The organism is Mesorhizobium helmanticense, assembly GCF_003034915.1.
GTDB lineage: Bacteria > Pseudomonadota > Alphaproteobacteria > Rhizobiales > Rhizobiaceae > Mesorhizobium > Mesorhizobium helmanticense.
In genome coordinates this window covers 136,675-162,401 of the sequence record NZ_PZJX01000006.1, presented here as the reverse complement: position 1 = coordinate 162,401, position 25,727 = coordinate 136,675, and the positions used below count along the sequence as shown (strand labels likewise).

25 protein-coding genes are annotated in these 25,727 nt (G+C 62.1%); 15 read left to right on the top strand and 10 right to left on the bottom strand.

Annotated features, from left to right (window positions below):
- The coding region (gene cckA / locus C9427_RS04150; protein WP_107647933.1) for a cell cycle histidine kinase CckA at nt 1-2,355 on the top strand (2,355 nt) is incomplete at its 5' end.
- A gap of 223 nt (nt 2,356-2,578) precedes the next feature.
- Nucleotides 2,579-3,289 (top strand): purine-nucleoside phosphorylase, encoded by a 711-nt coding sequence (locus C9427_RS04145; RefSeq protein WP_107647917.1) that lies wholly within the window; start codon nt 2,579-2,581, stop codon nt 3,287-3,289.
- A 47-nt stretch (nt 3,290-3,336) separates the two neighbouring features.
- Here C9427_RS04145 and C9427_RS04140 read toward each other — a convergent pair whose 3' ends face one another.
- The 4 genes from C9427_RS04140 to C9427_RS04125 all read right to left on the bottom strand — a co-directional run bounded on the left by C9427_RS04140 (nt 3,337) and on the right by C9427_RS04125 (nt 7,864).
- Nucleotides 3,337-4,554, bottom strand: coding sequence for a c-type cytochrome (locus C9427_RS04140; protein WP_107647916.1), 1,218 nt, complete (start codon nt 4,552-4,554; stop codon nt 3,337-3,339).
- Complete coding sequence (locus C9427_RS04135) at nt 4,551-6,317, bottom strand: GMC family oxidoreductase (RefSeq protein ID WP_107647915.1); 1,767 nt, start codon at nt 6,315-6,317, stop codon at nt 4,551-4,553. The genes C9427_RS04140 and C9427_RS04135 overlap by 4 nt, the downstream gene beginning before the upstream one ends.
- A gap of 3 nt (nt 6,318-6,320) precedes the next feature.
- Nucleotides 6,321-6,947 (bottom strand): gluconate 2-dehydrogenase subunit 3 family protein, encoded by a 627-nt coding sequence (locus C9427_RS04130; RefSeq protein WP_342587232.1) that lies wholly within the window; start codon nt 6,945-6,947, stop codon nt 6,321-6,323.
- 611 nt (nt 6,948-7,558) lie between these two features.
- Nucleotides 7,559-7,864 (bottom strand): ribbon-helix-helix domain-containing protein, encoded by a 306-nt coding sequence (locus tag C9427_RS04125; RefSeq protein ID WP_097573801.1) that lies wholly within the window; start codon nt 7,862-7,864, stop codon nt 7,559-7,561.
- 232 nt (nt 7,865-8,096) lie between these two features.
- Here C9427_RS04125 and C9427_RS04120 point away from each other — a divergent pair, with 232 nt between their 5' ends.
- The 3 genes from C9427_RS04120 to C9427_RS04110 all read left to right on the top strand — a co-directional run bounded on the left by C9427_RS04120 (nt 8,097) and on the right by C9427_RS04110 (nt 10,741).
- A complete protein-coding gene (locus tag C9427_RS04120; RefSeq protein WP_107647914.1) occupies nt 8,097-8,492 on the top strand; it encodes a VOC family protein in 396 nt (131 codons plus the stop codon).
- 80 nt (nt 8,493-8,572) lie between these two features.
- Nucleotides 8,573-9,121 carry a Twin-arginine translocation pathway signal gene (locus C9427_RS04115; RefSeq protein ID WP_107647913.1) on the top strand — a complete coding sequence of 183 codons (549 nt, stop codon included), beginning with the start codon at nt 8,573-8,575 and terminating at the stop codon, nt 9,119-9,121.
- 48 nt (nt 9,122-9,169) lie between these two features.
- On the top strand, nt 9,170-10,741 hold the full coding sequence (locus C9427_RS04110; RefSeq protein WP_107647912.1) for a GMC family oxidoreductase: 1,572 nt from the start codon (nt 9,170-9,172) through the stop codon (nt 10,739-10,741).
- A 64-nt stretch (nt 10,742-10,805) separates the two neighbouring features.
- Here the strand turns inward: C9427_RS04110 and C9427_RS04105 are convergent, their stop codons facing one another.
- Nucleotides 10,806-11,201, bottom strand: coding sequence for a hypothetical protein (locus tag C9427_RS04105; RefSeq protein ID WP_107647911.1), 396 nt, complete (start codon nt 11,199-11,201; stop codon nt 10,806-10,808).
- 311 nt (nt 11,202-11,512) lie between these two features.
- Between C9427_RS04105 and urtA the strand changes: the two genes are divergently transcribed.
- The 6 genes from urtA to C9427_RS04075 all read left to right on the top strand — a co-directional run bounded on the left by urtA (nt 11,513) and on the right by C9427_RS04075 (nt 17,772).
- The gene (gene urtA / locus C9427_RS04100) at nt 11,513-12,823 is read left to right on the top strand and encodes an urea ABC transporter substrate-binding protein (RefSeq protein WP_107647910.1); all 1,311 of its coding nucleotides are present in this window, start codon (nt 11,513-11,515) and stop codon (nt 12,821-12,823) included.
- A 113-nt stretch (nt 12,824-12,936) separates the two neighbouring features.
- Nucleotides 12,937-14,553 carry an urea ABC transporter permease subunit UrtB gene (gene urtB / locus C9427_RS04095; RefSeq protein WP_107647909.1) on the top strand — a complete coding sequence of 539 codons (1,617 nt, stop codon included), beginning with the start codon at nt 12,937-12,939 and terminating at the stop codon, nt 14,551-14,553.
- Nucleotides 14,550-15,779, top strand: coding sequence for an urea ABC transporter permease subunit UrtC (urtC, locus tag C9427_RS04090; protein ID WP_107647908.1), 1,230 nt, complete (start codon nt 14,550-14,552; stop codon nt 15,777-15,779). Before urtB ends, urtC begins: the two co-directional genes overlap by 4 nt.
- 4 nt (nt 15,780-15,783) lie before the next feature.
- Nucleotides 15,784-16,530: an urea ABC transporter ATP-binding protein UrtD gene (urtD, locus tag C9427_RS04085; RefSeq protein WP_107647907.1), complete on the top strand. Its 747-nt coding sequence runs from the start codon at nt 15,784-15,786 to the stop codon at nt 16,528-16,530.
- 70 nt (nt 16,531-16,600) lie between these two features.
- The gene (gene urtE, locus C9427_RS04080; protein ID WP_107647931.1) at nt 16,601-17,296 is read left to right on the top strand and encodes an urea ABC transporter ATP-binding subunit UrtE; all 696 of its coding nucleotides are present in this window, start codon (nt 16,601-16,603) and stop codon (nt 17,294-17,296) included.
- 299 nt (nt 17,297-17,595) lie between these two features.
- Entirely contained in the window at nt 17,596-17,772 is a 177-nt protein-coding gene (locus tag C9427_RS04075; RefSeq protein ID WP_107647906.1) for a hypothetical protein, read from the top strand.
- A 24-nt stretch (nt 17,773-17,796) separates the two neighbouring features.
- Here the strand turns inward: C9427_RS04075 and C9427_RS04070 are convergent, their stop codons facing one another.
- On the bottom strand, nt 17,797-18,942 hold the full coding sequence (locus tag C9427_RS04070; RefSeq protein ID WP_107647905.1) for a GGDEF domain-containing protein: 1,146 nt from the start codon (nt 18,940-18,942) through the stop codon (nt 17,797-17,799).
- An 86-nt stretch (nt 18,943-19,028) separates the two neighbouring features.
- Here C9427_RS04070 and C9427_RS04065 point away from each other — a divergent pair, with 86 nt between their 5' ends.
- Nucleotides 19,029-19,322: a GNAT family N-acetyltransferase gene (locus C9427_RS04065; RefSeq protein ID WP_245436971.1), complete on the top strand. Its 294-nt coding sequence runs from the start codon at nt 19,029-19,031 to the stop codon at nt 19,320-19,322.
- Nucleotides 19,323-19,353: 31 nt separating this feature from the next.
- On the opposite strand, the gene C9427_RS04060 is transcribed toward C9427_RS04065, so the two are convergent.
- From C9427_RS04060 to panB, 4 genes are all read right to left on the bottom strand, one after another.
- Nucleotides 19,354-20,754 (bottom strand): ArnT family glycosyltransferase, encoded by a 1,401-nt coding sequence (locus C9427_RS04060; protein WP_107647904.1) that lies wholly within the window; start codon nt 20,752-20,754, stop codon nt 19,354-19,356.
- Between the two features lie 185 nt (nt 20,755-20,939).
- The gene (locus C9427_RS04055; protein ID WP_107647903.1) at nt 20,940-22,100 is read right to left on the bottom strand and encodes a helix-turn-helix transcriptional regulator; all 1,161 of its coding nucleotides are present in this window, start codon (nt 22,098-22,100) and stop codon (nt 20,940-20,942) included.
- A 196-nt stretch (nt 22,101-22,296) separates the two neighbouring features.
- On the bottom strand, nt 22,297-23,148 hold the full coding sequence (panC, locus tag C9427_RS04050) for a pantoate--beta-alanine ligase (RefSeq protein ID WP_107647902.1): 852 nt from the start codon (nt 23,146-23,148) through the stop codon (nt 22,297-22,299).
- Nucleotides 23,145-23,999 carry a 3-methyl-2-oxobutanoate hydroxymethyltransferase gene (gene panB / locus C9427_RS04045; RefSeq protein WP_245436970.1) on the bottom strand — a complete coding sequence of 285 codons (855 nt, stop codon included), beginning with the start codon at nt 23,997-23,999 and terminating at the stop codon, nt 23,145-23,147. The genes panC and panB overlap by 4 nt, the downstream gene beginning before the upstream one ends.
- A gap of 211 nt (nt 24,000-24,210) precedes the next feature.
- Between panB and C9427_RS04040 the strand changes: the two genes are divergently transcribed.
- From C9427_RS04040 to C9427_RS04030, 3 genes are all read left to right on the top strand, one after another.
- Nucleotides 24,211-24,609 (top strand): NADH:ubiquinone oxidoreductase subunit NDUFA12, encoded by a 399-nt coding sequence (locus C9427_RS04040; RefSeq protein ID WP_097577237.1) that lies wholly within the window; start codon nt 24,211-24,213, stop codon nt 24,607-24,609.
- Between the two features lie 125 nt (nt 24,610-24,734).
- Entirely contained in the window at nt 24,735-25,265 is a 531-nt protein-coding gene (locus tag C9427_RS04035) for a DUF2155 domain-containing protein (RefSeq protein WP_107647900.1), read from the top strand.
- Nucleotides 25,266-25,339: 74 nt separating this feature from the next.
- The gene (locus tag C9427_RS04030; protein ID WP_107647899.1) at nt 25,340-25,726 is read left to right on the top strand and encodes a hypothetical protein; all 387 of its coding nucleotides are present in this window, start codon (nt 25,340-25,342) and stop codon (nt 25,724-25,726) included.
- Nucleotide 25,727: the final 1 nt, after the last annotated feature.

The window sequence follows — 25,727 nt, the reverse complement described above, 5'->3', positions numbered from 1 at the left end:
GGCTTCGTGCAGATCACGCCACGTTCGACAAACGACGAACTGTCGAAAGCCTTCGTCGATTCGATGTCGCAGGGCCTTCTCGTCACCGACACCAAAGGCCGTGTCGTCTATGCCAATCGGGCCTATGCCGACATGACGGGGGCTGCTTCCGCGGCGGATCTCAAGACGGTCGAAGGATTGCTCTCCGATGTTCCCGAGGCCTCGGTGACCATATACCGGCTGGCATCCGGCCTGCGCGATGGCCAGTCCGGCGACGGCGAGTTTCGGCTCGCGCAATCCATTCGCCCCGGCGCCGAGCCCGGCGCGCGCTGGTACCGGGCACGGGCTCGCGCCTTCAACGTGCCGGGCCAGAGGCTGCCGCTACTCGCGTGGCAACTCGCCGACATCTCGCAGGAGCGGGCCGAGCAAGAGCGGTTCTTCCTCGATCTGCAAAAGGCCATCGATCATCTCGACCATGCGCCGGCTGGTTTCTTTTCAGCCGATCAGGAAGGCCGGGTCACCTACATCAACGCCACTCTGGCGGAATGGCTGGGCATCGACCTGACGAGTTTCACGCCCGGCGCCGTCACGCTTCCCGAGATCGTGGCTGGCGACGGCATGGCGCTGGTCCGCTCGGTCAAGGCCGATCCCGGCACCACGCGCAACGCGGTCATCGATCTCGATCTGACGACAATGACCGGCGAGGCGCTGCCCGTGCGTTTCATGCATCGCGTTTCGGCCAGCCGCGAGGGCCTCAACGGCCCGACCCGCACCATCGTGCTCAACCGGACCCAGGGTGAGGATGCGTCCGCCGATCTTCGCGCCTCGGAGATCCGCTTCACCCGGTTTTTCAATTCGACGCCGATGGCAATCGCGGGCGTCGACCAGAGCGGGCGCATCCTGCGCACCAATGCGCCGTTCCTGTCGCTGTTTTCCTCGGTCGTCGATCGCGATGCCGTCGACCGCCGCGTGCGGCTCGATACGGTGGTCCATGAGCGCGACCGGCCCGCCTTTGCCGCGGCGTTCGAAAAGGCCAGGCAGCGGCAGGCCGACATCGAGCCCATTGATACGCTGCTGCCCGGCAACGAGGAGCGGCACATACGCTTCTACGTCAACGCGGTCGCCGACGGTACTGACGGCGAGGGCGCCGAGGAATCGGCCATCGTCTACGCCGTCGAGACCACGGAGCAGAAGGCGCTCGAAGGCCAGATGGCGCAGAGCCAGAAGATGCAGGCAGTCGGCCAGCTTGCCGGCGGAATCGCGCACGACTTCAACAATGTGCTGACCGCCATCATCATGGCTTCGGATCTCTTGTTGACCAATCACCGCCCGTCGGATCCGTCCTTCCCGGACATCATGAACATCAAGCAGAACGCCAACCGGGCGGCCTCGCTGGTGCGGCAGCTGCTGGCCTTCTCGCGCAAGCAGACGCTCAGGCCGGAAGTGCTCAACCTGACCGATGTGCTTGCCGATCTCAGGATGCTGCTGGCCCGCCTGGTCGGCAACGACATCAAGCTGAAGGTCGATCATGGCCGCGACCTGTGGCCGGTCAAGGTCGACATCGGGCAATTCGAGCAGGTGGTGGTCAATCTGGCGGTCAATGCGCGCGACGCGATGCCGACTGGCGGCGAGCTCACCGTGCGCACCAGGAACGTGACGGCGGAGGAGAGCAAGACCTTTTCCTACCGTGAGCTGGCCCCGGCCGACTATGTGGTGGTCGAAGTGGAGGACACGGGCAGCGGCATCGCGCCCGATGTCCTGAAGAAGATTTTCGAGCCTTTCTTCACCACCAAGGAGGTGGGCAAGGGCACCGGGCTCGGCCTGTCGATGGTCTATGGCATCATCAAGCAGACGGGCGGCTTCATCTTCTGCGATTCCGAAGTCGGCAAGGGATCCGTCTTCCGCATCTTCCTGCCGCGTCACATTGCAGAGGTGAAAAAGGCAGGCGAGCCCGGCGAGGCGCCGGCAGCACCTGCCAAGATCGCCGAATCGGCCAAGGATTTGTCGGGCTCGGCCACAGTGCTGCTGGTCGAGGACGAAGATGCCGTGCGCATGGGCGGCATGCGGGCGCTGACGTCGCGTGGCTATACCGTCCACGAGGCATCCTCGGGCGTCGAGGCGCTGGAAGTCTTCGAAGCGCTTGGCGGCAAGGTCGACATCGTCGTTTCCGACGTGGTGATGCCGGAAATGGACGGGCCGACGCTGCTTGGCGAATTGCGCAAGCGGCAACCGGACATCAAATTCGTCTTCGTTTCCGGCTATGCCGAGGACGCGTTCGCCAGAAACCTGCCGGCGGATGCGCATTTCGGTTTCCTGCCGAAGCCGTTCTCGCTCAAGCAACTGGCCACGATCGTCAAGGACGTGCTCGAATCCTAAGGCATGTCACCCAAAGCAAAACAACCTGAGGCGCGTAGCCTGAATGTGATCGAGTTCACAGACGCCCATGCCCGGCCTTTTACAGCTGGCGGTGCCGGAGAACGAGCCGTCCGTTCATAACCAGTGAGGTCCGGCCACTGGAACTTCGCAATCGCCGCTTGCGCATCGACGCCAGCCTGCCATGATTGCGATGACAACGCGGCGGGGAATTGGGGTAGATGCCGTGACGCCGCACAACGAGGCTGGTAGGGGCGATTATGCCGAAACGGTGCTGTTGCCGGGTGACCCGGAGCGCGCCGAATGGATGGCTGAGACTTTTCTCGAAGCGCCGCGCTGCGTCAACCGGCGCAGGGGCGCCCTCGGGTTCACCGGTCTTTTCCAGGGCAGGCCGGTCAGCATCCAGACGACGGGGATCGGTGTCTCGTCCTTCCTGATCTACGCACACGAATTGCTGGACTTCCATCGCGTCAAGACGCTGATCCGCACCGGCACCTGTGGCGCCTTGACCGCCGAGGTCGGGCTGCGCAGCCTGGTGATCTCGCAATCGGTTCGCGGCGAAAGTGCAGGGAGCGGCCAGGTCTACGGGCTCTACGATGCCGCAGCCGGTCCCGATCCGGCGCTGCTTGCCCGTGCTCTGGCCAGGGCTGGCGAACTCGGCATCGAACATTATGCCGGGCTGACGGCCTGCAGCGATGTATTCTATCATCCCGAGGGGCGTGCCCGTTTTGCCGATGTGCAGGCTGAAGGCGCGCTCGCCGTCGACATGGAAACCAGCGCGCTCTACCGCATCGCGTCGCATTTCGGCGCCCGGGCCCTGTCGATCCTGTCCGTCGTCGATAATGTGGTAACCGGCGAGCAAACAGACTATTCCGAACGTCAGGCGCTTTTCACCGATATGGCCCGGCTGGCGCTCGATGTTGCAATCGAGAGCTAGCTCTACGGCACAGGGGCATTCAAGCGCATGATCGCGCACGGCAGGGCTTATGGCAGCAATTGCTTGCGAACAGCCGCCACGTCGCCGGACGAGACCGCCGGGGCGTTGTTGCCCCAACTGCCGCGCACGTACGTCAACACGTCGGCGATCTCCTGATCTTTCAGGCGCCATGCCAGAGAGGGCATGGCAGGCGTCGTCGGCGCGTGTGTCGTATGCACCGCCTGACTTCCCGCCAGAACGACCCTGGCAAGCGTTTCAGTATTGCCTTGTGCGACGATCGAATTGCCGGCAAGGGCCGGGAAAAGCTCCCCGGCGCCGTCACCGTCTCCACCATGGCAGGCTGAACAATTGTCACGGTAGATTGCCTCGCCCGTGGCCATCCGTGCTTCGTCAGGCTTTGCCGGTTGCGTATTTCCAGGGTCCGGACTCAAGCTCTTGAGATAGACGGCGACAGCCTTCAGATCCGGATCGGTCATTTTCGATGTCGAATTTTCGACGGCTTCCGCCATCGGACCCGACGCAATCGAATGAGCATTGACGCCGGTCTTGAGATACCTGACCAGATCGCCTTCCGACCATTTTCCAAGGCCGGACTGAGCGTTGCCGGTAATATCGGGGGCGAACCATCCTTGCAGCGATGCACCTTGCAGGAAACCGCTGTCCTTGTCGGCGCCAAGAAAGGATTTGGGCGTATGACAAGTGCCGCAGTGCCCAGGCCCCTGGACGATATAGGCGCCGCGGTTCCACTCAGCCGATTTGGCGGGATCCGGCTTGAAGGCTTCCTCGGTGAAGTTGAGGGCATTCCACCCCAGCATGGCGAGCCGAATGTTCAACGGGAAAGGCAGCCGATTGGCTTCGACCTTGTTCGATACCGGCTCGACCGTCGTCAAATAGGCCCACAGGTCGGAAATATCCCGATCGTTCATCCTGGTGTAGGCGGGATAAGGCATGGCGGGATAGAGCCGTACGCCGTTGTGGCCGATGCCGGTTTTCATCGCGTTGTGAAAATCGGTCTCCGTCCAATTGCCGATGCCTGTCGTACGGTCGGGGGTTATGTTGGGTGCGACAAGCGTGCCGAAAGGCGTTTCAAGCGGCAGGCCGCCGGCTAAGGGTTTGCCCCCGGGCTGATTATGACAGCCCGCGCAGTCCCCGAGCACAGCCTGATACTGTCCGCGCATGATCTGGTCCGCCTGGTCGGCACTCATTGCAGGGCCGACGGTCAGGGCAGTAGCACCGATGACCATTGTGAAAACGAACTTCTTCATGCTTGCACCAACGGCGCTCCTGGATTGCGCAGATATTGGTTGCGGATGGCGTCGGCTGCACGGAACGCCAGGGCGCCGACTGTCCCCGTCGGGTTCTTGCCGGCATTCTGGGGGAAGGCCGATGCGCCGATGACAAAGACATTGGGAACGTCCCAGCTCTGCAGGAACGTGTTGACCGCGCTTTTCCCCGGGTCGGTTCCCATGATGGCGCCGCCGGTATTGTGGGTGCTCTGATAGGGGACGCTGTCCCAGCCCTTCTTGCGGCGGCTGACGTTGTATTGCTTGCCGCCCAGGGCCTTGGCGATTTCCTCCATCCGGTCGCATAGATAGTTCGACATCCGGATATCATTGTCGGGGAAATCGAAGGTCATGCGCATCAGCGGCCGGCCGAAACGATCCTTGTAGGTCGGGTCGAGATCGAGATAATTGGTGCGCGTCGCGTAGCTGCTTCCCTGCGAGGAAAAGCCAAGCGTGCTCTTGTAGCCTTCGACGGTCGCCTTTTTCCAGGCGCTGCCCCATTTCGGCGTGCCAGGCAGGGTGGGCCTGGTCCCTATCGGACGCCCGTTGGTCGGTATGCAGTTGATGCCCGAGCCGCCGACGAAATCCAGCGCGCCATGGTCGAAAGCATCGCCATTGTAGTCGTCGATCGTCTGGCCGAGCGCACCAGCCGCGATGAAGGGATTGAAGTTCTTGTCATCGAAGAAGACCTGGACGCCGGCATTGGTCTGGTAGCAGTAATTGCGTCCGACCGTTCCCTTGCCGGTGACCGGATCGTAAATCTTGCCGATGCCGGACAGCATCATCAACCGTGCATTGTGCAAGCCGTAAGCGCAGAGCAGCACGAGATCGGCCGGCTGGAAATACTCTTCTCCCGACGTGTCGACATAGGTCACGCCGCGCGCCGACTTGCCTCCAGGGGCCAGATCGACATGCAGCACCTCGCTGTCGGTGCGGACCTCGAAATTGGCCTTCTTCATCAGCACGGGAAGGATGGTGGTCTGGGCGCTCGACTTGGAATAATTGGCGCAGCCGAAACGCTCGCAGAAACCGCAATAGGTGCATTGGCCCATGGCGATGCCAAGCGGATTGACATAGTTTCGCGACATGTTGGCCGATGGCGTGGGGAAAGGGTGCAGCCCGATCGACCGGCCAGCCTCGGCGAACAGTGTCGGCGCGTAGGTCATCTGCATCGGCGGGTTCGGATAATCCCGCGACCGTGGGTCCTCGAACGGATTGCCGCCTTCCTGCAACTGACCCTTGATGTTGCCGGCCTTGCCCGAGATTCCCGCCAGATATTCGTACTGGTCGTAGTAGGGCTCCATTTCGGCGCCTGTTACGCCCCAATCTTGGACCTGGAGATCGGCTATCCGCGATGCGCCATATTTTTTGGTGAGGTTGGTCCTGATCTGGAAATCCGAATCCCAGAACCGCCAGGTGTGGCCGTTCCAGTGGACACCCGCGCCGCCGACCCCGTTTCCGGGCAGGAAGGATCCGAAATCGCGCATCGGCAGCGCCGTCTGCGACGGGTTGTTGCGCACCGTCATGGTTTCCACGGCGGGTTGCAGAAAGAGGTCGCGCCGGACCGCGTAGCGCAGTTCATCCTGCACATAGCCGATGTTGAAATCGGTCGCCGTGTCGCGCCACGGACCGCGCTCTATGGCCAGCACGTCGAGACCCTGATCGGTCAATTCATGGGCAAGGATGGCGCCTGTCCAGCCGAGGCCGACGATCACGACGTCTTTGCGGGGCAGTATCGTCGTCATGGGTCAGGCGCCTTTCCTGAGCCATTCCGGACGACCCTCGATCGAGACGGGTGGCTGTGGGTAGGGTTGATTGTGTTTGCTGACATGGTCCCGGTAATCGTAACGGGCGCCGGGAAAACCAAGCATGCGCCACGACACCATGTCCTTGTTGCCGCCATAGACCGGATCGGCAAAGAAACCTTCCATCGTGTTCTGCAGCAGTAGTCCGAAGAATCCCGAACTTTTGACGCCGTTCGGCAGCTCAACCTTTCCAGCCTCCATTGCCGTCAGGAATGCATCCTGCTCCGTGGGCTGAAGCTCGGCGAATGACTTGCCATCCCGCTGCTTCAGGAAGGAGTCGATGGCCGCAAGGCCGGTGCGGTAACGCTGGGCCGGATTTGCCTCACCTTGATAGCCCTGCGTGGGCAGGGCGGGCAAAAAGGGCCCTTGCGTATAAAGCCGGCTCGATGTGCCGAACGCGCCCGTCAATTGCCTGTCGATGTAGACGGCGCAACCGGCTTCCTTGCCGCCGATGCTGAGATCGTCGGCAGGAATGATCCGGTCGACGATGGCCTCGACCAGTGCCGCTTCCTGCGGCGTGAAAAACTGCCAGCCCCCGGGCAGGACTTGCATTGGCGGATCGGACGCCATCGGGGCCCAAGGCAGCGAGCCCGACAAGGACCGGGCAAAACTGGGCGATGTTGCGGTTACTGTAAGCATTGCGACCGAGGAGAGGAAAAGACGCCGATTCATCCGAACAGGATAGCGGTGGCTCATTTAGCAACCTCGAAAGCAAGCGGACGCGCTCGGGAAGTTGCGCCCAAGTAATTATGACAAAAACTGTAAAGTTTAAGCCGCACTCATCAATTGTCGACAAACTGCGAGAAGAAGATGATCCCGTCAACCACATCACAAAATCGTTAGCGGGACTTCGGCCAGCTTTCGATTGGGCCATCAAAGGCTGAGGAGCCTGGTCAAAATCCGCGGCCTGGCCACAGGGTCGCTTGCCGGCTAATGCATGTCGCGCAAAAGTGTGCAGCGGTTTTGCGGTAACGACATGCATAAAAACAAGAATCTAAAGCGCGTCGCATGAGGCCGGTCGAACGCGACGCGCTTCAGGTCGCGGTCCCCAGCCGTGCCGAAGGCTGCGCCAGCCATGCCTGTGGATACCGGAGCGACGGAAACAGCGTCGTGAGGCCAGGCGTTAAAGCCAGGCGTTTTTCACAGATATGACCAGCTGCCGCCGAGGTTGCGGCCGAAAGCTAGGCCGCTTCCCGTTTCGGCGCCGTCTGCTCTTCCATGCCAGGCCGGTGCCCGCGCAGATAGAGGGCGCATGTGGTGCGCAGCATCGACGCGAAGTTCGGAATCTGGCCATTGATCTCGATGGCCTCATCATAGAGCTTCGAGATGAATTTCGGCGTCGTCAAACCCTGGCTGTCGGCGATCTCGTCGAGCAGTGTCCAGAAGGTCGCCTCGAGCTGGATGCTGGTCGAGTGCCCATCGATGCGGATCGAGCGGTTGATCTGGCGGTAGCCCTCCGGATCCTGCCCGGCAAAAACCCTGCACATCGTTACCTCCCATTGTTGTTGGTTTTGGGCGCAATCAGCAGCGATTCGCGCCTTTGAACAGAGCCTATCCCGCCAGCCATCTTCCATCGGAAAACAGAAAACGGCAATCGGACTTTCGTCCTTGGCAGGAATGGTATCGGGCTGGTGACGGCGTTGCGTGGTAACCGGCTGCCACCACCTTTTCCCAGCGCTGCTCATAATCGCTTCAAGGCAAGCAGCAGCGGAGACTGATTTGGCGAAGGCAATCCACACCATGATCCGGGTTCTCGATGAGGCCCGGTCCGTCGATTTCTACCGGAACGCCTTCGGACTGGATGTTGCCGATCGGCTCGATTTCGAGAGCTTCACGCTCATTTATCTCAGCAATGCCGATACTTCGTTCGAGCTCGAACTGACCGTCAACAAGGACCGGCAGGAGCCTTATGTGCTCGGCGACGGCTATGGCCATTTCGCGGTTTCGGTCGCCGATCTGGACAGCGAGCACGACCGGCTCGGCGCGCTCGGGCTCGCCCCGAAGAAGATCGTCGAGTTCAACCGCGACGGCGTGCTGCTTGCCCGCTTTTTCTTCATCGAGGATCCCGACGGCTATAAGATCGAGGTCCTGCAGCGCAGCGGGCGTTTCAAATAGGAGAGATCACGGCCGCGCCGGCTGGCGCGGCGCCAGCAACGGCGCCCCTCGGGTGCAAGTAGCAAGCAAGGGAGGAACAAATGGTCACGATCTACGAGAGGAAGCTGGGCTTTGAGGGGAAACCCGGGCTATCGCGCCGCGAGCTGCTGAAACGCGGCGGGGCAAGCGCATTGCTGGTGATTTCAGGCAGCGCCGTCATCAGCCCGGAACATGCCTGGGGCCTGGAGACATCAGCGCTCAAGCCCGAAACCATGGCGACGCTGATCCAGATGGCGCGCGACATCTACCCGCACGACCAGGTGCCCGACAAATATTACGCTATCGCCGTCAAGGCGCATGACGAGCAGGCCGGGAAAGATCCCGCCCACAAGGATCTCATCGAAAAAGGCATCGCCGACCTCGACGTGAAATCGGGCAAGGACGGCTACACCGGCCTCGGTTGGGAGGAGCAGCGCGTCGCCGTGCTCAAGCAGATCGAGGGCACGCCGTTCTTCCAGGCGGTCCGCGGCGGGCTGGTCGTCGGCCTCTACAATCAGAAGGAGGTCTGGCCGATCTTCGGCTACGAAGGCGAATCCTATTCCAAGGGCGGCTACATCGCGCGCGGCTTCGACGACATCGAGTGGCTCTGAGCCTCGTTCGTCCCCAACCGCATCAGACAGACATCATGGGAGGAAACCATGGCAGCACCATTTGATCTCAAGAACGATGGCGTGGTCGTCATCATCGGCTCGGGCGCCGGCGGCGGCACGCTCGGCAACGAACTCGCCCAGAAAGGCGTCGACGTGGTCATCCTGGAGGCGGGCGCCCGCCACGAATATGAGGATTTCATCAACGACGAGTGGGATTCCTTCGCCCAACTCGCCTGGACGGATAAGCGCACGACGTCGGGCGACTGGCGGGTGGCGAAGGACTTTCCCAATTTGCCGGCATGGATCGTCAAGTCGGTCGGCGGCTCGACCACGCATTGGGCGGGCGCCTCGCTGCGCCTCCAGGAGCATGAATTCAAGACGCTCTCGACCTATGGCAAGCTGGAAGGCGCGACTTTGCTCGACTGGCCGATCACGCTGGCCGAGATGGAGCCCTACTACGCCAAGGCCGAAGCCAAGATGGGTGTCACCGGGACCAATGATTGGCCGAGGCTGCCGGGGAACAACAACTTCAAGGTGCTGAAGGCCGGCGCCGATAAGCTCGGCTACAAGGAGTGCCACACCGGCAACATGGCCATCAATTCGGTCGACCGCGACGACCGCAACTCCTGCCAGCAGACCGGTTTCTGCTTTCAGGGCTGCAAATGGCGCGCCAAATGGTCGACGCTCTATGCCGAGATCCCCAAGGGCGAGGCGACCGGCCATCTCGAGGTCAGGCCGAATGCCATGGCGATCAAGATCAACCACGATGCGTCAGGCAAGGTCACCGGCGTCGTCTATGCCGACAAGGACGGCAAGCTGCAGGAGCAGAAGGCCCGTATCGTCGCCGTCGCCGGCAATTCGATCGAAAGCCCGCGTCTGCTGCTCAATTCGGCATCGAGCAAGTTCCCCGACGGTCTCGCCAATTCGTCGGGGCAGGTGGGCAAGAACTACATGCGCCACACCACCGGCTCGGTCTACGCCATCTTCGACAAACCGGTGCACATGTATCGCGGCACCACCATGGCCGGGATCATCCGCGACGAGGCGCGGCATGATCCGTCGCGCGGTTTCGTCGGCGGCTACGAGTTCGAGACGCTGTCGCTCGGCCTGCCATTCATGGCCGCCTTCCTCGATCCCGGCGGCTGGGGACGGTCCTTCACCACGGCGCTCGACCATTACGACCACATGGCCGGCCTGTGGATCGTCGGCGAGGACATGCCGCGCGCGGAAAACCGCATCACGCTGCATGCCGACATGAAGGACGAGCACGGCATGCCGATCGCCGATGTCCATTTCGACGACCACGCCAACGACACGGCGATGCGCAACCATGCCTACAAGCAGGGCTCGGCGCTCTACGCGGCGGTCGGCGCGACCCGCACCTTCCCGACGCCGCCCTATCCCTCGACCCACAATCTCGGCACCAACCGGATGAGCGAGAAGGCGGCCGACGGCGTCGTCAACAAGCATGGCCAGTCGCATGACATCAAGAACCTGTTCGTGTCGGACGGCAGCCAGTTCACCACCGGCGGCGCCGAAAATCCGACACTGACGATCGTGTCGCTGGCAATCCGCCAGGCCGAGTACATCGCCGGACAGATGTCGGCGAAGAGCATTTAGCCGACAGCATCCTCCCGACTGCCTGCTGGCGCGGAACCGGCAAGGTTCCGCGCCTTTTTTGGCGTCAACTCTTCGTGCAGGTCGAAGCGGTGAAGGCGCCGTCGGGCTGGCGCATGATGATGTCGAAGGACGGGCTGGTCTGCCCGTCCAGAGTGGCCTGGGTAAGCGAGATCGAGTTGCCGCCGCTGGTATAGCCGCCCAATGGACCAAGCCAGGTGATCACGCCATTGGCGTCCATCTGATAATTATAGCCCTGCTCAGCGGTCCCGAACGTGACCGGGCCGCTATAACGATTGCCCTTGATGGTGATGTCGCCGAGGTTGAGGAACATGCCAAGCAGATAGACTTCGCAATGATAGGTGCCGTCCGGCATTTTGCCGTCGCTGAAGTCGGCGCGCGCCGCGCCGGTGGCTGCAAGCATAAGCGTGATGCTGAAAATGCAGGAGATATTGGAAGTCATGAGATCACTCGGTTCGAGACGAATTTGCCTATTTCATCGCCGCACCGCAACGGTCGTTCCTTCAACTTCGGCGAGTTAAATGCAATGCAGCCTAAAATGTAGGCATTTTAGGCATTTGGGCAAAACCTAGGCAGAGCTGCGCAATTTATTCCCAGCAAAACTTTATCGATCCCGTTCCATCATTGCCGGCTAATATTATAAGAAGCTGATAACGTTTGAAAATTCCTGCCTTTTCTACGGTCCACCACCGGTTGGCACGGAGGTTGCATTGCATGGTTGCGGTGCAGTCAACCAGCTTGGGAGTGTGGAATATGAGGGGTAATTTCTCGACAATAACAAAAATGGTTTCGGCGGGCATAGTCGCTGCGGGTCTGTTGATGTCCGCCCAGGCCAGGGCGGCCGACGACACGATCAAGGTGGGTATTCTCCATTCGCTGTCGGGGACCATGGCGATTTCGGAGACGACGCTGAAGGACGCCATGCTGATGCTCATCGAAGAGCAGAATGCCAAGGGCGGCCTGCTCGGCAAGAAACTTGAGGCGGTCGTTGTCGACCCGGCTTCCAACTGGCCGCTCTTCGCCGAAAAGGCGCGCGAGCTGATCTCGAAGGACAAGGTGGCGGCGGTATTCGGCTGCTGGACCTCCGTGTCGCGCAAGTCGGTGCTGCCGGTATTTTCCGAGCTCGACAACATCCTGTTCTACCCCGTCCAGTATGAGGGCGAGGAGAGCGAGCGCAACGTGTTCTACACGGGTGCCGCGCCGAACCAGCAGGCCATTCCCGCCGTCGACTACCTGATGAGCGAGGACGGCGGCTCGGTAAAGCGCTGGGTGCTTGAAGGCACCGACTACGTCTATCCGCGCACCACCAACAAGATTCTCGAGGCCTATCTGAAGGCCAAGGGCGTCGCCGCGGAGGACATTATGGTCAATTACACGCCATTCGGCTTCTCCGACTGGCAGACCGAAGTTTCGGCAATCAAGAAATTCGGTTCGGCGGGCAAGAAGACCGCTGTCGTCTCGACCGTCAATGGCGACGCGAACGTGCCGTTCTACAAGGAACTCGGCAACCAGGGCATCAAGGCCGAGGACATCCCGGTCATGGCCTTCTCGGTCGGCGAGGAAGAGCTTGCCGGTCTCGACACCGCGCCGCTGGTCGGCCATCTTGCCGCCTGGAACTATTTCGAGAGCGTCGATACGCCCGAGAACAAGAAGTTCATCGCCGACTGGCACAAGTTCATCAAGAACGACAAGCGCACCACCAACGACCCGATGGAAGCCCATTATATCGGCTTCAACATGTGGGTGAAGGCGGTCGAGAAGGCCGGCACCACCGATCCGGACAAGGTCATCGACGCCATGATCGGCGTCTCCGTGCCGAACCTGACCGGCGGCTATTCGACGATGATGCCGAACCATCACATCACCAAGCCGGTGCTGATCGGCGAGATCCAGGCCGACGGCCAGTTCGAGACGGTGTCGCAGACCTCTGGTCTCGTGATGGGCGATGAATGGTCCGACTATCTGCCTGACTCCAAGGACCTGATCTCCGATTGGCGCGCGCCTCTGTCCTGCGGCAACTTCAACGTCGCCACCGGCAAGTGCGGCGGCAAGGGAACCAACTGATCCTCCCCGGTCTGGACCGCAAGGTCCATGACCAAGGCCGCGAAGCGTCCGGGCGAACTCCTCCTCCAGTCCGCCCGGACGCAGAATTCGAACTCTCAGGAATAGCTGAACGGATGATCTTTTTGCGCGCTCTCGGCTTGGTGCTGCTGTTTCTGCTGGCAAATCTGTTGCCGGCAAACGCTGCCGAAGCCGATCTGCGCGCGATCATCGCGAAATTTGCCACAACCTCGAATTTCTCGGCCACCGAGGCCGTGGTGCGCGAGCTTGCCGCCACCGGCGATCCCTTGGTCGAACGCCCGCTTGCAGCGCTCGCGGAAGGCGATCTCTATGTTCGCAAAGCCGATTCCCTGGTCTTCGTCGGCAAGGAGGGCGGCGACAGCGTCGAGCTCCTCGATCCCCTGAGCGGCGAAAAATCGGGTGAAGCAGCCAAGTCTGACATCACCAAGATCAAGGTCAACAACACGTTGCGCCGCGTCATCCGCGACGCGCTGGGGACGCTGACGCTACGCGCCAAGGAGCCGGCCGTGCGCATCGCCGCCGCCGTAACCATGTTCAAGACGCCCGATGCCACCAACATCGAGCCGCTCGACGCAGCGATTGCCGCTGAGACCGATGCAAACGTCAAGGTACTGTTCGAACAGGCGCGCGCCGCGTCGGTACTCGTTTCTGACAAGCCCGAAGCCGACAAGCTTGCGGCAGTCGCCCTGATCGGCGCGCGCGGCGATCGCGATGCGCTCTCCCTGCTGACCTCGGTCGAAGCGAATTCGCAAGGCGCGGTCAAGGACGCGGCGACCGCGGCAATCGGCACCATCAATTCGACGCTCGCCTTCTGGGATGCCGGCCAGAACATCTGGTACGGCATTTCGCTGGGGTCGGTGCTGCTGCTTGCCGCTATCGGCCTGGCCATCACCTTCGGCGTCATGGGCGTCATCAACATGGCGCATGGCGAAATGGTCATGCTCGGCGCCTACACCACCTTTGTCGTCCAGGAGGTGATCCGCAATTCCTTTCCCGGCCTGTTCGACTGGTCGCTGGTCATCGCATTGCCGTTGGCCTTCCTTGTCGCGGCCCTGGTCGGCCTTGCCATCGAGCGCGGCGTCATCCGCTTCCTCTATGGCCGGCCGCTGGAAACGCTGCTCGCGACATGGGGTGTCTCGCTGATCCTGCAGCAGGCGGTGCGCACCATCTTCGGGCCGACGAACCAGGAGGTCGGCAATCCGTCCTGGATGTCGGGCTCGTTCGATGTCGGCCAGCTTGCGATCACCTGGAACCGCCTCTGGATCCTGGTTTTTTCGCTCTGCGTGTTTGCGCTGTTGCTCTATGTGATGAAGCGCACGCCCTGGGGCCTGCAGATGCGCGCCGTCACCGCCAACCGCCGCATGGCCGCTTCCATGGGCATCAGGACGCCCTGGGTGGACGCGCTGACCTTTGCGCTTGGTTCCGGCATTGCCGGCATTGCCGGCGTCGCGCTCAGCCAGATCGACAATGTCTCGCCCAATCTCGGCCGCGGCTACATCATCGACAGCTTCATGGTCGTCGTCTTCGGCGGCGTCGGCAATCTCTGGGGCACGCTGGTCGGCGCCTTCTCGCTCGGCATCGTCAACAAGTTCCTCGAACCCTATGCCGGCGCCGTGCTCGGCAAGATCGTCGTGCTGGTGCTCATCATCCTGTTCATCCAGAAGCGCCCGCGCGGCCTGTTCGCGCTGAAGGGCAGGGCGGTGGAAGCATGATCACGGGACGCTTCTTCGCCGCCGGCGCTGATCGCCGCATCGCCATCACGATCTTCATCCTTTTGGCAGCCGCCATCATCGTGCCGCCGCTCAATCTTGCGGTCTCGCCGGCAAGCGCGTTCTACGTGCCGTCCTATATCGTGGCGCTCACCGGCAAGTATCTCTGTTATGCGCTGCTGGCGCTCGCGCTCGATCTGGTCTGGGGCTATTGCGGCATCCTCTCGCTCGGCCATGGCGCCTTTTTCGCGCTCGGCGGCTATGCGATGGGCATGTATCTGATGCGCCAGATCGGCTCGCGCGGCGTCTACGGCAATCCGCTGCTGCCCGATTTCATGGTGTTCCTCAACTACAAGGAATTGCCGTGGTTCTGGTACGGTTTCGACCATTTCTGGTTCGCCGCAATCATGGTGCTTGCGGTGCCAGGCCTGCTCGCTTTCGTCTTCGGCTGGTTCGCCTTTCGCAGCCGCGTCACCGGCGTCTATCTGTCGATCATCACCCAGGCGATGACCTATGCGCTGCTGCTTGCCTTTTTCCGCAACGATATGGGTTTTGGCGGCAATAACGGCCTGACCGATTTCAAGGATATTCTGGGCTTCAACGTGCAGGCCGACGCGACGCGCTCGGCGCTGTTTGCGGCCAGCGCTATCACGCTGGCGCTTGCCGTCTTCGTCACCTGGGCGATCGTCGGCTCCAAATACGGCAAGCTCTTGATGGCGGTGCGCGACGCCGAAAGCCGCACGCGCTTCCTCGGCTGGCGGGCGGAGAACGTCAAGCTGTTCGCCTTTACCGTTTCGGCTGTCATGGCCGGCATCGCCGGGGCGCTCTACGTGCCGCAGGTCGGCATCATCAATCCGGGCGAGTTCGAGCCGTCCAACTCGATTGAGGTCGTGGTGTGGGCAGCCGTTGGTGGCCGCGGCACCATCGTCGGGCCAATCATCGGCGCGCTTCTGGTCAATGCCGGAAAATCCTGGTTCACCGGTGTGCTGCCCGAATTCTGGCTGTTTGCGCTGGGTGGCCTGTTCGTCGCCGTCACGCTGTTCCTGCCCAAGGGCATTATCGGCATGTGGGATTCCTGGCGTGGCAACGCCAAGGCGATGCGGGCGGCCTCGATCGCCGAGGAGGCCGGCACCGATCCTGATGTGCCGCCGGCGAAGATCGTTCGCAGCGCCGCGAGGACGCCTGGCGACTGGTCCGCTTCCGGCCCTGAACCGCAGCCGGCGGAGTAGAGCGATGTCGAAGTCGAACACCATACTCTATCTCGACGGCGTCTCGGTCTCCTTCGACGGGTTTCGCGCCATCAACAATCTGTCGCTGGTGCTCGACAAGGGCGAGATGCGCGCGATCATCGGCCCCAACGGCGCCGGCAAGACGACGATGATGGACATCGTCACCGGCAAGACGCGGCCCGACCAGGGCGAGGTTTTCTTCGACGGTCAGGTCGACCTCACAAAACATGACGAGGCCGAGATCGCCATGATGGGCATCGGTCGGAAATTCCAGAAGCCGACCGTCTTCGAAAGCCACACGATCGAGGAGAACCTGATGCTGGCGCTGAAGGGGCCGCGCTCGATCTTCCCGGCGCTGTTCCATCGCCGCTCAGTGGCCGAGGCACGGCAGATCGACGACATCCTCGGCATCATCCGGCTCGGCGACAAGCGCGACGAACTTGCCGCCAATCTGAGCCATGGGCAGAAGCAATGGCTCGAGATCGGTATGCTCCTGGCGCAAGACCCAAAGCTGCTGCTGGTCGACGAGCCGGTCGCCGGCATGACCGACGCCGAGACCGAGGAAACCGCGCGGCTGCTCAGGGATATCGCGCGCGACCATTCGGTCATCGTTGTCGAGCACGACATGCATTTCGTGCGCGAGCTTGGAGTCAAGGTCACCTGCCTGCATGAAGGCTCGGTGCTTTCCGAAGGCTCGCTCGATTTCGTTTCGGCCGACGAGCGCGTCGTCGAAGTTTATCTCGGGAGATGATCATGGTCTGGCGGGTTTCGTTCCATCGTTTCGACCTTTCCTTCCTCAGGCGTTGGAGAAAGCGCTGACCATGCTCGAAGTTACCAACGCCACGCTGCATTACGGCGCCGCCCAGGCGTTGCGCGGCGTCTCGCTCAAGGCGGGCGCCGGCAAGATCACCTGCGTGCTTGGCCGTAATGGCGTCGGCAAAACCAGTTTGATGAGATCGATCGTCGGCCACCATCGGCTGACGAGCGGAAGCGTTGCCTTCGAGGGGAAGGCGCTCGACCGGAGCGCGGCGTATGACCGCGCCCGGTCGGGCATCGCATTCGTGCCGCAGGGCAGGGAGATCTTTCCGCTGCTCAGCGTGCGGGAAAACCTTGAATCGGGCTTCGCGCCGCTGAAGCGCGCCGACCGCAACATTCCCGGCCATGTCTTCGAGCTGTTTCCGGTGCTCAAGCAGATGCTCGCGCGCCGTGGCGGCGACCTTTCCGGCGGCCAGCAGCAGCAGCTTGCGATCGGCAGGGCGCTGGTGATGCGGCCGAAGTTGCTGGTGCTCGACGAGCCGACCGAAGGCATCCAGCCGTCGATCATCAAGGATATCGGCCGCGCCATCCGCTACCTGCGCGACCAGGCTGGCATCGCCGTGCTGTTGGTCGAGCAGTATCTCGATTTCTGCCGGGAATTGGCCGACGAGGTCAACATCATGGACCGCGGCCAGATCGTCCATACCGGCCCGGCGGAAGATCTCGACCGGGCGGATGTCCGCAAGTTTCTTACCGTCTAGTATCGCCAACCTCGAAAATTGACCGAACCATCCCTCCCTTCGTCATCCTGGGGTCTGCGCTCCACTCCGCGTCGCTATGCCCAAGGATGACGAAATCACGAAGGCCGCCGTTTGCAACCCTGGCGCGCTGAAGATTGCATGCTAGGCTTTGCTTGGCCTTGGTGAGTCGGCCGCTTTCCGTATCAGTCTCAATCGGCAGATCAGAGGAAGGTGCAAGCCGCGCCACCACGCTTCGTGCGAGCGGCTTCCCTCCCGTGGTTTGATCGTTGTTTCAACTTTTCGGGCACCAGGGACAGCCTATGGAACGTTACGTCGAGGACTATCAGAAACGACGGCTCACCGAGCGCGTCGACATCATGACCGCCATCAACATTCTGAAATCGGAGGGGTATGACCACGACGAACTGATCGCGGAGATCACCAAGGTTTTTTATGTCGACCTCGATGCCTACAATGAGATCGTCATGGCGGCTTGAGGCCCGGCTAAGGTTGCTGCGCCGCTAGCTCGCGCGTCGCAGTGTCGATACACGGTTGCGGCCGCCGCGCTTGGCGGCGTAGAGCGCCTTGTCGGCGCCGCTGAGCACCTTGTCGAAGCTCAGACCTTCCTTGCTGCCGAAAGCGAAGCCGGCGCTGACCGTACATGTCAGGGGACGCGTCTCGGTCTCGATGACGCGCGCGGCGAAGGCGGTGCGTATGCGTTCGGCGGCTAGCTCCACCGTTTCGGGCAGGGTGCGTTTCAGAACCAGCGCGAATTCCTCTCCACCCATGCGCGCGGCGACATCGCTCGGGCGAAGATTGCTGGTCAGTTCCTCGGCGAACACTTTCAGCACGCGGTCGCCCGTGGCATGGCCGAATTCATCATTGATGGCCTTGAAGCCGTCGAGATCGAACACGACCACTGCCGTGAAGGCTCCGATCGGGGCACTGTTGTTGAGATCGAACAGCGCGCGCCGGTTGAGCAGGCCGGTCAGCGGATCGGTCAATGCATCCAGGCGGTGATATCGGGCTAGGCGTCCCTGGTTGAGCGCCAGCGAAAGGGCGCCGACGCCGGTCATCGAGGCAATGACGATGACGAGGCTGAGATTTTCGGCCCAGTTGCTCGGCGCATGTCCGAGAACCAATCGGCCGTCCCATGCGAGAACTGTGGCACAGAGCACGAAGGACACGGCGGTGGCGCAGTAGAGCACCGTGAGGCTGATGATCGGAACGGGCGCCTCGACGCGTCCTTTCCAGTATTCATGAGCCGTCGCGAACAAGAGCAGGGCGGCACAGGAATTCTCGAGCATGAAGCCGAGCCCGTCATACCCAAGCGCCATGGGTGGCAACGCCACGGCCAGCGAGACGCCGCTGCCGAAGACCGTCAGCGGGATCGGCGATCGGCCTGACGTGAACTGGTAGGCGGCGCCCAGCATCGTCGAGAAGCCGACGAGGAGCACGGCGAAACTCGCCATGCCGAGCAGGCGTCCCGGCGCGTCGATATAGTCCCTGTAGATGAAAACGTCGCCGACGATCAGCAACGCGCTGATCGCCCAGGTCAGCAGAAATTTTTCAGTACGGGCTGTCAGCCAGATGCCGAACAACGTCAAACTCAGGCAGGCGGCCGAGAAACCGATTGCCAGCAGAAGTGAGTTGTAGTCAAGCGACATGCCCCGCGTTCCTTGCCACGACGGTCGCAACTCCGCGACCTGGCCCGACTGGAGTCATGCAGCAAGGAGGTATCGATAAAGTTACGATGCGGCGAAGAGGCCGCGATTCCAAGCGCTTCGATTCTGATGCGAAGATCATCCTGTTGAACCAGCTCTATGTGCATCCGGATTGCCAGAGGCGAGGGATCGGCCAGGCGCTGCTGGAAGAGGTCGAGGCCAGCTTTCCGGAGGCGCGCACGCTGCGTGTCGAGGTGGAGGAGGCAAACGCTCCTGCCGTCGCCTTCTACCGCGCGCAAGGGTTTCTGCCCGCCGGCAATACCGCCGACTGTGGCGGTGGCTCCGGGCTGCCGGCGCTCATTTTCGAGAAGGTGATCGGGTAAGCAGCCGGCGGCAACGGTGCCTGCCACGCCGTCAATGTTGTCCCTTGAGGACGACAAGATAGTCACGGTCCACGCGAAGGCGGAATGCGGTCTGCTCCGTTGTGCCGGGATCCTTGCGGGATTGCTCGATGACATAACCGCCCGGATGGGAGCGAAGCCATTCCTGGGGATTGTCGATCCGCTCCAGCGGCTTCTCGAGCCGGGCGAGGAAGCCGACTTGGGCCTGGTAGTCGAAGTCGACGGCCCAGTCCGCATCCCTCCGCTGGCTGATGAAGTTCGCCAGCGGCATGAGATCGTAACGTTTGAAGGCGGTGGCGGAGGCGATTGCATGCCCGACGCCGAATATGGCGAGCATGGAAAAGGCTGCTCCCTTGATCCTGGCGAGCGGCACTTCCGCCATGAAATATCCGAACATGATCGTTGCCAGCGGCAGGACCGGAACGAGGTAGTGCGGCTGCTTGCCGGATATGGCGCTGAAGATCAGCACGATGGCGACGAACGACATCGATAACAGCCGCAGCGCCGGCAGGTCCCTTGACCGTGTCTTTATCAGGCCGCGTATTCGGGCCGGCAGTCGCAAGCGCCAGACATGCGGTACGAAAATCCACGGGATGAACAGCAGCGGCATCAGCAGGATGTAGAAATAGAACGGCCGGTTATGGGAATTGTGCAGCTTGCCGGTGACACGCCCGGCCGACTGGTTCCAGACGAGGTCGTAGACGAAGTTGCCTTTCGTCAGGATGGTCGCCGGCACCAGCCAGACCGCTACTGGTATCAATGCGACGAGAATGGCCAGGCCTGCCCCCGCCAGGAATTTCGGCGTCGTCAGCCCTGTCTGGCGATCGCGCCAGAATGGATAGAAGAGAACGGGCACGCCGACATGGATGAGCACGACAGGGCCTTTCGCCAAGACACCCAGTCCGATGAACAGTCCCGCCAAAACCGCCTGCCAATGGTTGCCGCTCCTAGCAAAGGCCAGCAGCGACAACAGTGCTGCGACCACGCAGGCCGTCAGCAGCATGTCGAACAGGATCAGCGTCGAATAAATGACGAAAACCGTGCTTCCGGCGACCAGCCAGGGGATGCGGCTTGCGATGTCTTCGCGACCGGGAAACAGTGCCCTTGCAAGCAAGGTCGTCAGCCAGATGACGAGCGACGATGCGGCGGAGATGACGAGCATCGCGGCGACCCGGCTGGCGCCAAAAACGGTCCAGACGAAGTCGATGAGCCAGAACAGCAGCGGCGGTTTCTGCAGATAGGGCGCGAAATTCATCGTCGGAACGAAGATCTGTCCGCTTCGATACATCTCCCAGGTGACGCTGAGATATCGCGTTTCATCGACAGGCAGCAGCGGCCGAAAGGCGACCGCGATGCAGATCAATGCAAGCAGGAACAGATAGGGAAGCAGCCGCTCGACATGTGCTGGTATCAAGATTGGGACCCGCGCCAGAAATCACCTCTTTCCAGCCGGGCATGGTGCCGCGCTTCTGGAGTGCGCAGGACCGCGCCATGATTTTGGCCGAATTGTAACGAAGCCGGCTCAGTGTTGCAGATTTTGGCAATGAGGTCCGCAAAGGCTGCAAAACATGCCGCCTGGACCCGTTCCCCGGCGCAAGATCAGTTCGAGCGCAGCGGTGGCGACAGCTCGCGCATCAGGAGTTCGAGCCCGCGCTGATCGCCGGTGCCGGTCTTGTCGAAGATCGTTGCCAGTTGCGACTTGATGGTGCCGTCCGAGACACCGCCGGCGGCGGCGATTTCCTTGCGCGTCAGGCCGGCGGCAACGTGTCCGGCGACGCGCTTTTCCGCCGCGGTCAGCCCGAACAGCGCCGTGATCGCCTCCAGCGCGGGGACCGGCGCGGATCCCGCGGCTGCGATGAAGATGGCGGCGGCCGCGCGCTGCGACAGGCGCGCCGAAATTTCGCGCCTTGCCAGCGGCATGACATGAGCCACCGCCGGAACATTTGCCGCGGCCAACGGGATGCCGATGCCGGCAGGTCCGAGAGCGAATTCGTCGCGTCTGCCGAGCTGGACGGCGCGGCCGATCGCGGCATTGGCGAGCCCATAGGTGAAGGAGAGCTGACCCCGCACGCAGGAAACCGAGGTATTTTCGGCCAGCAGCGCTTCGGCCGCCGGATTGGCGAAGATGATGTTCATGTCGTCGGCGACGACCAGTACCGGATGGTCGAGGCTTTCGAGGATCGAGCGAAAAATATCGGCCTTGCGCCGCTCGGCTTCGAACAGGTCGCCGATGGTCATGGCTCGCCGCACATGCGGTGCAAGCAGGCTAACCAGGTCGATATCCTCGCTCGAGATCGGGCGCCTGTCCTCGTCGGTGACCACCATCAGCGTCCCGATGCGGGCCGGCTGCCTCATCAGCGCCACCCAGAAGAAATCGTCGAGCCGGTTGGGCTGGACCCATTCACGCACGATGCGGCTTTCCAGCCATTTCTCCCGCGCACCCGAACCTTGCAGCGCATAGATCGAATCGACGGTGAAGGGCACGTCGATCTCCATCCGGGGAACGACGGCATAGAAAGGCACTTCCGAGCCATAGTCGTGCTTCAGCGGCTCCAGGATGGCGGGGTCGCCACAGGATACCGAAAACCGGGCAGAGCTGCTGATCGTGTCGAGGACGGCGAGCATGGCTAGCTGCCCGTCGACGAGCCGGCAGATGGCATCGAGCGTCGATTGCCAGCGGTCGACATCGGCAATCGAATCGTAGATCGCCTCGACGATCTGCGGCAGCGCGCGACCGTTCCTGTTCGCCAGCGAAGTCAATATTAACTTCCAAGATGACCTTGCATAAGGTCACACAATCCCATTGGCTCCGTCCTGTCTGTGAAATGTCTTGCGGCAGCTTTCGGTTGTCCTGGTTGCATGACTCGGGGCTACGGGCGGCAAAATATCACCATGCAGGCAAGTCTATGCCTGCCGCGATACCAGCTCGAACAAGGGCTGGTTGAAGCTCGCCGGATCAGGCGGAGAGAACTTCCACATTGTCGATCAGCCTGGTCTTGCCGAGCCAGGCGGCGGCGAGCAGGCGGCCGTCGCGGCCGAGCCGCCACGGGGCAAGCGTCAGGCTCTCGCGCGCCGCGACATAGTCGACCTTGTCGAAGCCGGCCTTGACCAGCGCGCGACTGGCCTCGGCGGTTGCGCTGTCTTCATTCGTGCCGGCCGCAAGCGCCACCGCCGCCCGGCGCAATATGGCGTTGAGCTGGCGTGCCACCTCGAGCTCGGCGTCGCCGAGATAGGCGTTGCGCGACGACATGGCGAGGCCATGCGCATCGCGTACCGTCGGCGCGCCGATGATTTCCACCGGCATGTCGAGGTCGCGGCAGAGCTGCCGGACCACGCAAAGCTGCTGATAGTCCTTCTCGCCGAAGACCGCGAAGTCGGGCGACGCCTGCAGGAAGAGCTTCGCCACGACAGTCGCGACGCCGTCGAAGAAGGTCGGCCGGAAATCCGACTCCAGCCCGGCGGCAGGCCCGCCGACCGAGATTTTCGTGGCGAAACCGGCTGGATACATCTGCTTCACAGCGGGCGTGAAGGCGAGCTGCGCGCCGGCTTGTCGTAGCCGCTCGAGGTCGCGGGCGAGTTGGCGCGGGTATTTGTCGAGATCTTCGCTCGGCGCGAACTGCGTCGGATTGACGAAGATCGAAACAACGCAGCGATCGGCTTTTTCGAGAGCGATCTCGACCAGCGAGATGTGGCCGTCATGCAGCGCCCCCATGGTTGGCACCATTGCGATGTTGAGGCCGTCGCGACGCCAGTCGCGGACTTGCGCGCGAAGCGCGGCGACGCTGTCGACGACGAGGGGACGGCTCATACTTTGTCGCCTGCGTTGCTCTTGTCGGTAGCGGCGGGAAAGACATGGCCCGGGCCGGGAAACGTCCGGTTTCGCACCTCCGCCGCATAGCTGGCGGCGGCACCGGAGATGACGCTGCGCAGATCTGCATATTGCTTGACGAATTTCGGCACGCGGTCGACGGTCAAGCCCACCATGTCATCGATAACCAGGATCTGCCCGTCACAGTCGCCGCTGGCGCCGATGCCGATGGTGGGGATGGAGATGTGCCGGGTGAGGTCGGCGGCGACGGTCTCGACAGTGCCTTCGATGACCACCGAGAACGCACCGGCCTTTTCGACCGCGTCCGCATCGCGAAAAAGTGCTGCCACATTCTCCTCGCTGCGGCCCTTGATCTTGTAACCGCCGTCGCTTTCCACCGATTGCGGCAGCAAGCCGATATGCCCCATGACCGGAATGCCGGCCGCAACGATCGCCGCGATCTGCCGGGCAACAGCGACGCCGCCTTCCAGCTTGACGGCCTGGCAGCCGGTCTCCTTGACGATCCGCCGCGCCGAGGCAACGGCCTGGCGCGGCGAGTCCTCATAGCTGCCGGCCGGCATGTCGACCACAACGCAGGCCTTGGCGGAACCCCGCATCACTGCTTGCCCGTGGGCGATCATCATCTCCAGCGAAGCGCCGAGCGTGGTCTCGTGGCCATGCAGGACCATGGCGACGCTGTCACCGACCAGAAGCAGGTCGACATGGTCGTCGAGCAGGCGCGCGACCGGATAGGTGTAGGCGGTGAGGCAGACGATCGGCACGCCGCCCTTGCGCCGGCGAATGGAGTTGGCGCTGATCCGCTGATCCGCGTCGGATGCGTCTGGGGCCAAAAGCGTCATCTCCCTCAAGACCAGTCACCATTGCCCGCACCGGGCGCGCCGAGCTTTAGGAAGACGAGACAAGCTTGGCAAGCACGCGTCCCGGAACAAAGGTTTGCATTGGCCGCTGACGACCATTTGTACGGCACCTCAGGCAAAGGTCTTGCCTTCGCGATGACCTGACGCCATAAGCAGGCAACGGGCGCCCGCCGCGAGGATTTGGATGAAAACTTTCCTTCTGCAGTTTTTCACCTGGTGGAACGGCCAGACGCTGGGAACGCGCTTCCATACCTGGCGGCACGGCAAGGAAGTCGGGCAGGACGAGACTGGCAACGTCTACTACGAGGGTGGTGTCGATTCGGAAGGCCGCACGCGCCGCTGGGTCATCTATCGCAACTATTCGGAAGCCTCGGAAATCCCGCCGGGCTGGCATGGCTGGATCCATCATCGCGTCGACGTCGCGCCGCCGAGCGAAAGCTACAAGCCACGCGATTGGCAGAAATCGCATCAGCCGAACCTCACCGGCAGTGCCGCCGCTTACCGCCCCAAGGGCTCGGTGCTAACCAATCAGCACCGCCCGCAGGTGACGGGCGACTACGACGCCTGGACGCCGGGGTCATAACCCTCGTCAACGCGGATCGATCCTTTATCGCCACAATTGGCGTTTAGCTGCTTGCTGATCCCGCAGCAGCGAATAGCCTTGGCGATCGACAGAATCACCCGGGCGCAAACAACCGGTATCCCCATATGAGCATTTTCGGCCGAATCTCGATGGGCGCACTGACGGCGATAACTGTCGCTTTTGGTGCTTTCGGCGTGGCCGCCGCGCAGACGCCGGCGGCGCCGGAGGCGCCAGCCCCGTCCGCGACATCGGATCGCATCACCAATCCCGTCGCCGAGTTCGCCGGCATCGACAAGATTACCGGCCGCATCATCACCTTCGATGTCTATATCGACGAGACGGTGCAGTTCGGCGCTTTGCAGGTAACGCCGCGCGTCTGCTATTCGCGGCCGCAGGACGACCAGCCGAAGACCGATTCCTTCGTCGAGGTCGATGAGATCACGCTCGACCGCAAGATACGCCGCATCTTCACCGGCTGGATGTTTGCCGAGAGTCCCGGCCTCAATGCCGTCGAGCACGCCGTTTACGACGTCTGGCTCAAGGGCTGCAAGCAGAAGTCGGATGTGCCGGCGCCCGACTCGGCCAAGGCCGATACCGGGAAAAAGGCCACGGCCAACCCTGCTACCGCTGAACCGGATACCAGCAAGACCAACTGATCCTCCGGAACCGCCATACGCGCCATGCGTTAGGCCACGGACGGCCGCGCATCGATGCGCATGGAGGATCTTCGATGTCAGACAGCAAGCGGATCACCGCGAGCAAGAAAGAGCTGCTGGAGCTCGAAAAGGGGTTCTGGACGGGCGACGCGGCCTACTATGCGGCCAACGCCGACACCGAATGCCTGGTGGCATTTCCGCAGATGGCGCAGGCGATGGACAATGCCGATCTCGCCAAGACCGTAACCAATCCAAATCGTTGGCGCGACCTCGACATCGAACTCAAGGGAATAATCGAGCCGGGCAGCGACATCGTCATGCTCACCTACGAGGCGCGTGCGACGCGGGAGAACGGCGAACCGTACGCGGCGCTGGTCAGCTCCGGCTATGTTCATCGCGTCAATGGCTGGAAGATGATGTTTCATTCGCAAACGCCAATGGAGGCAACTGCGAAAGATTGAT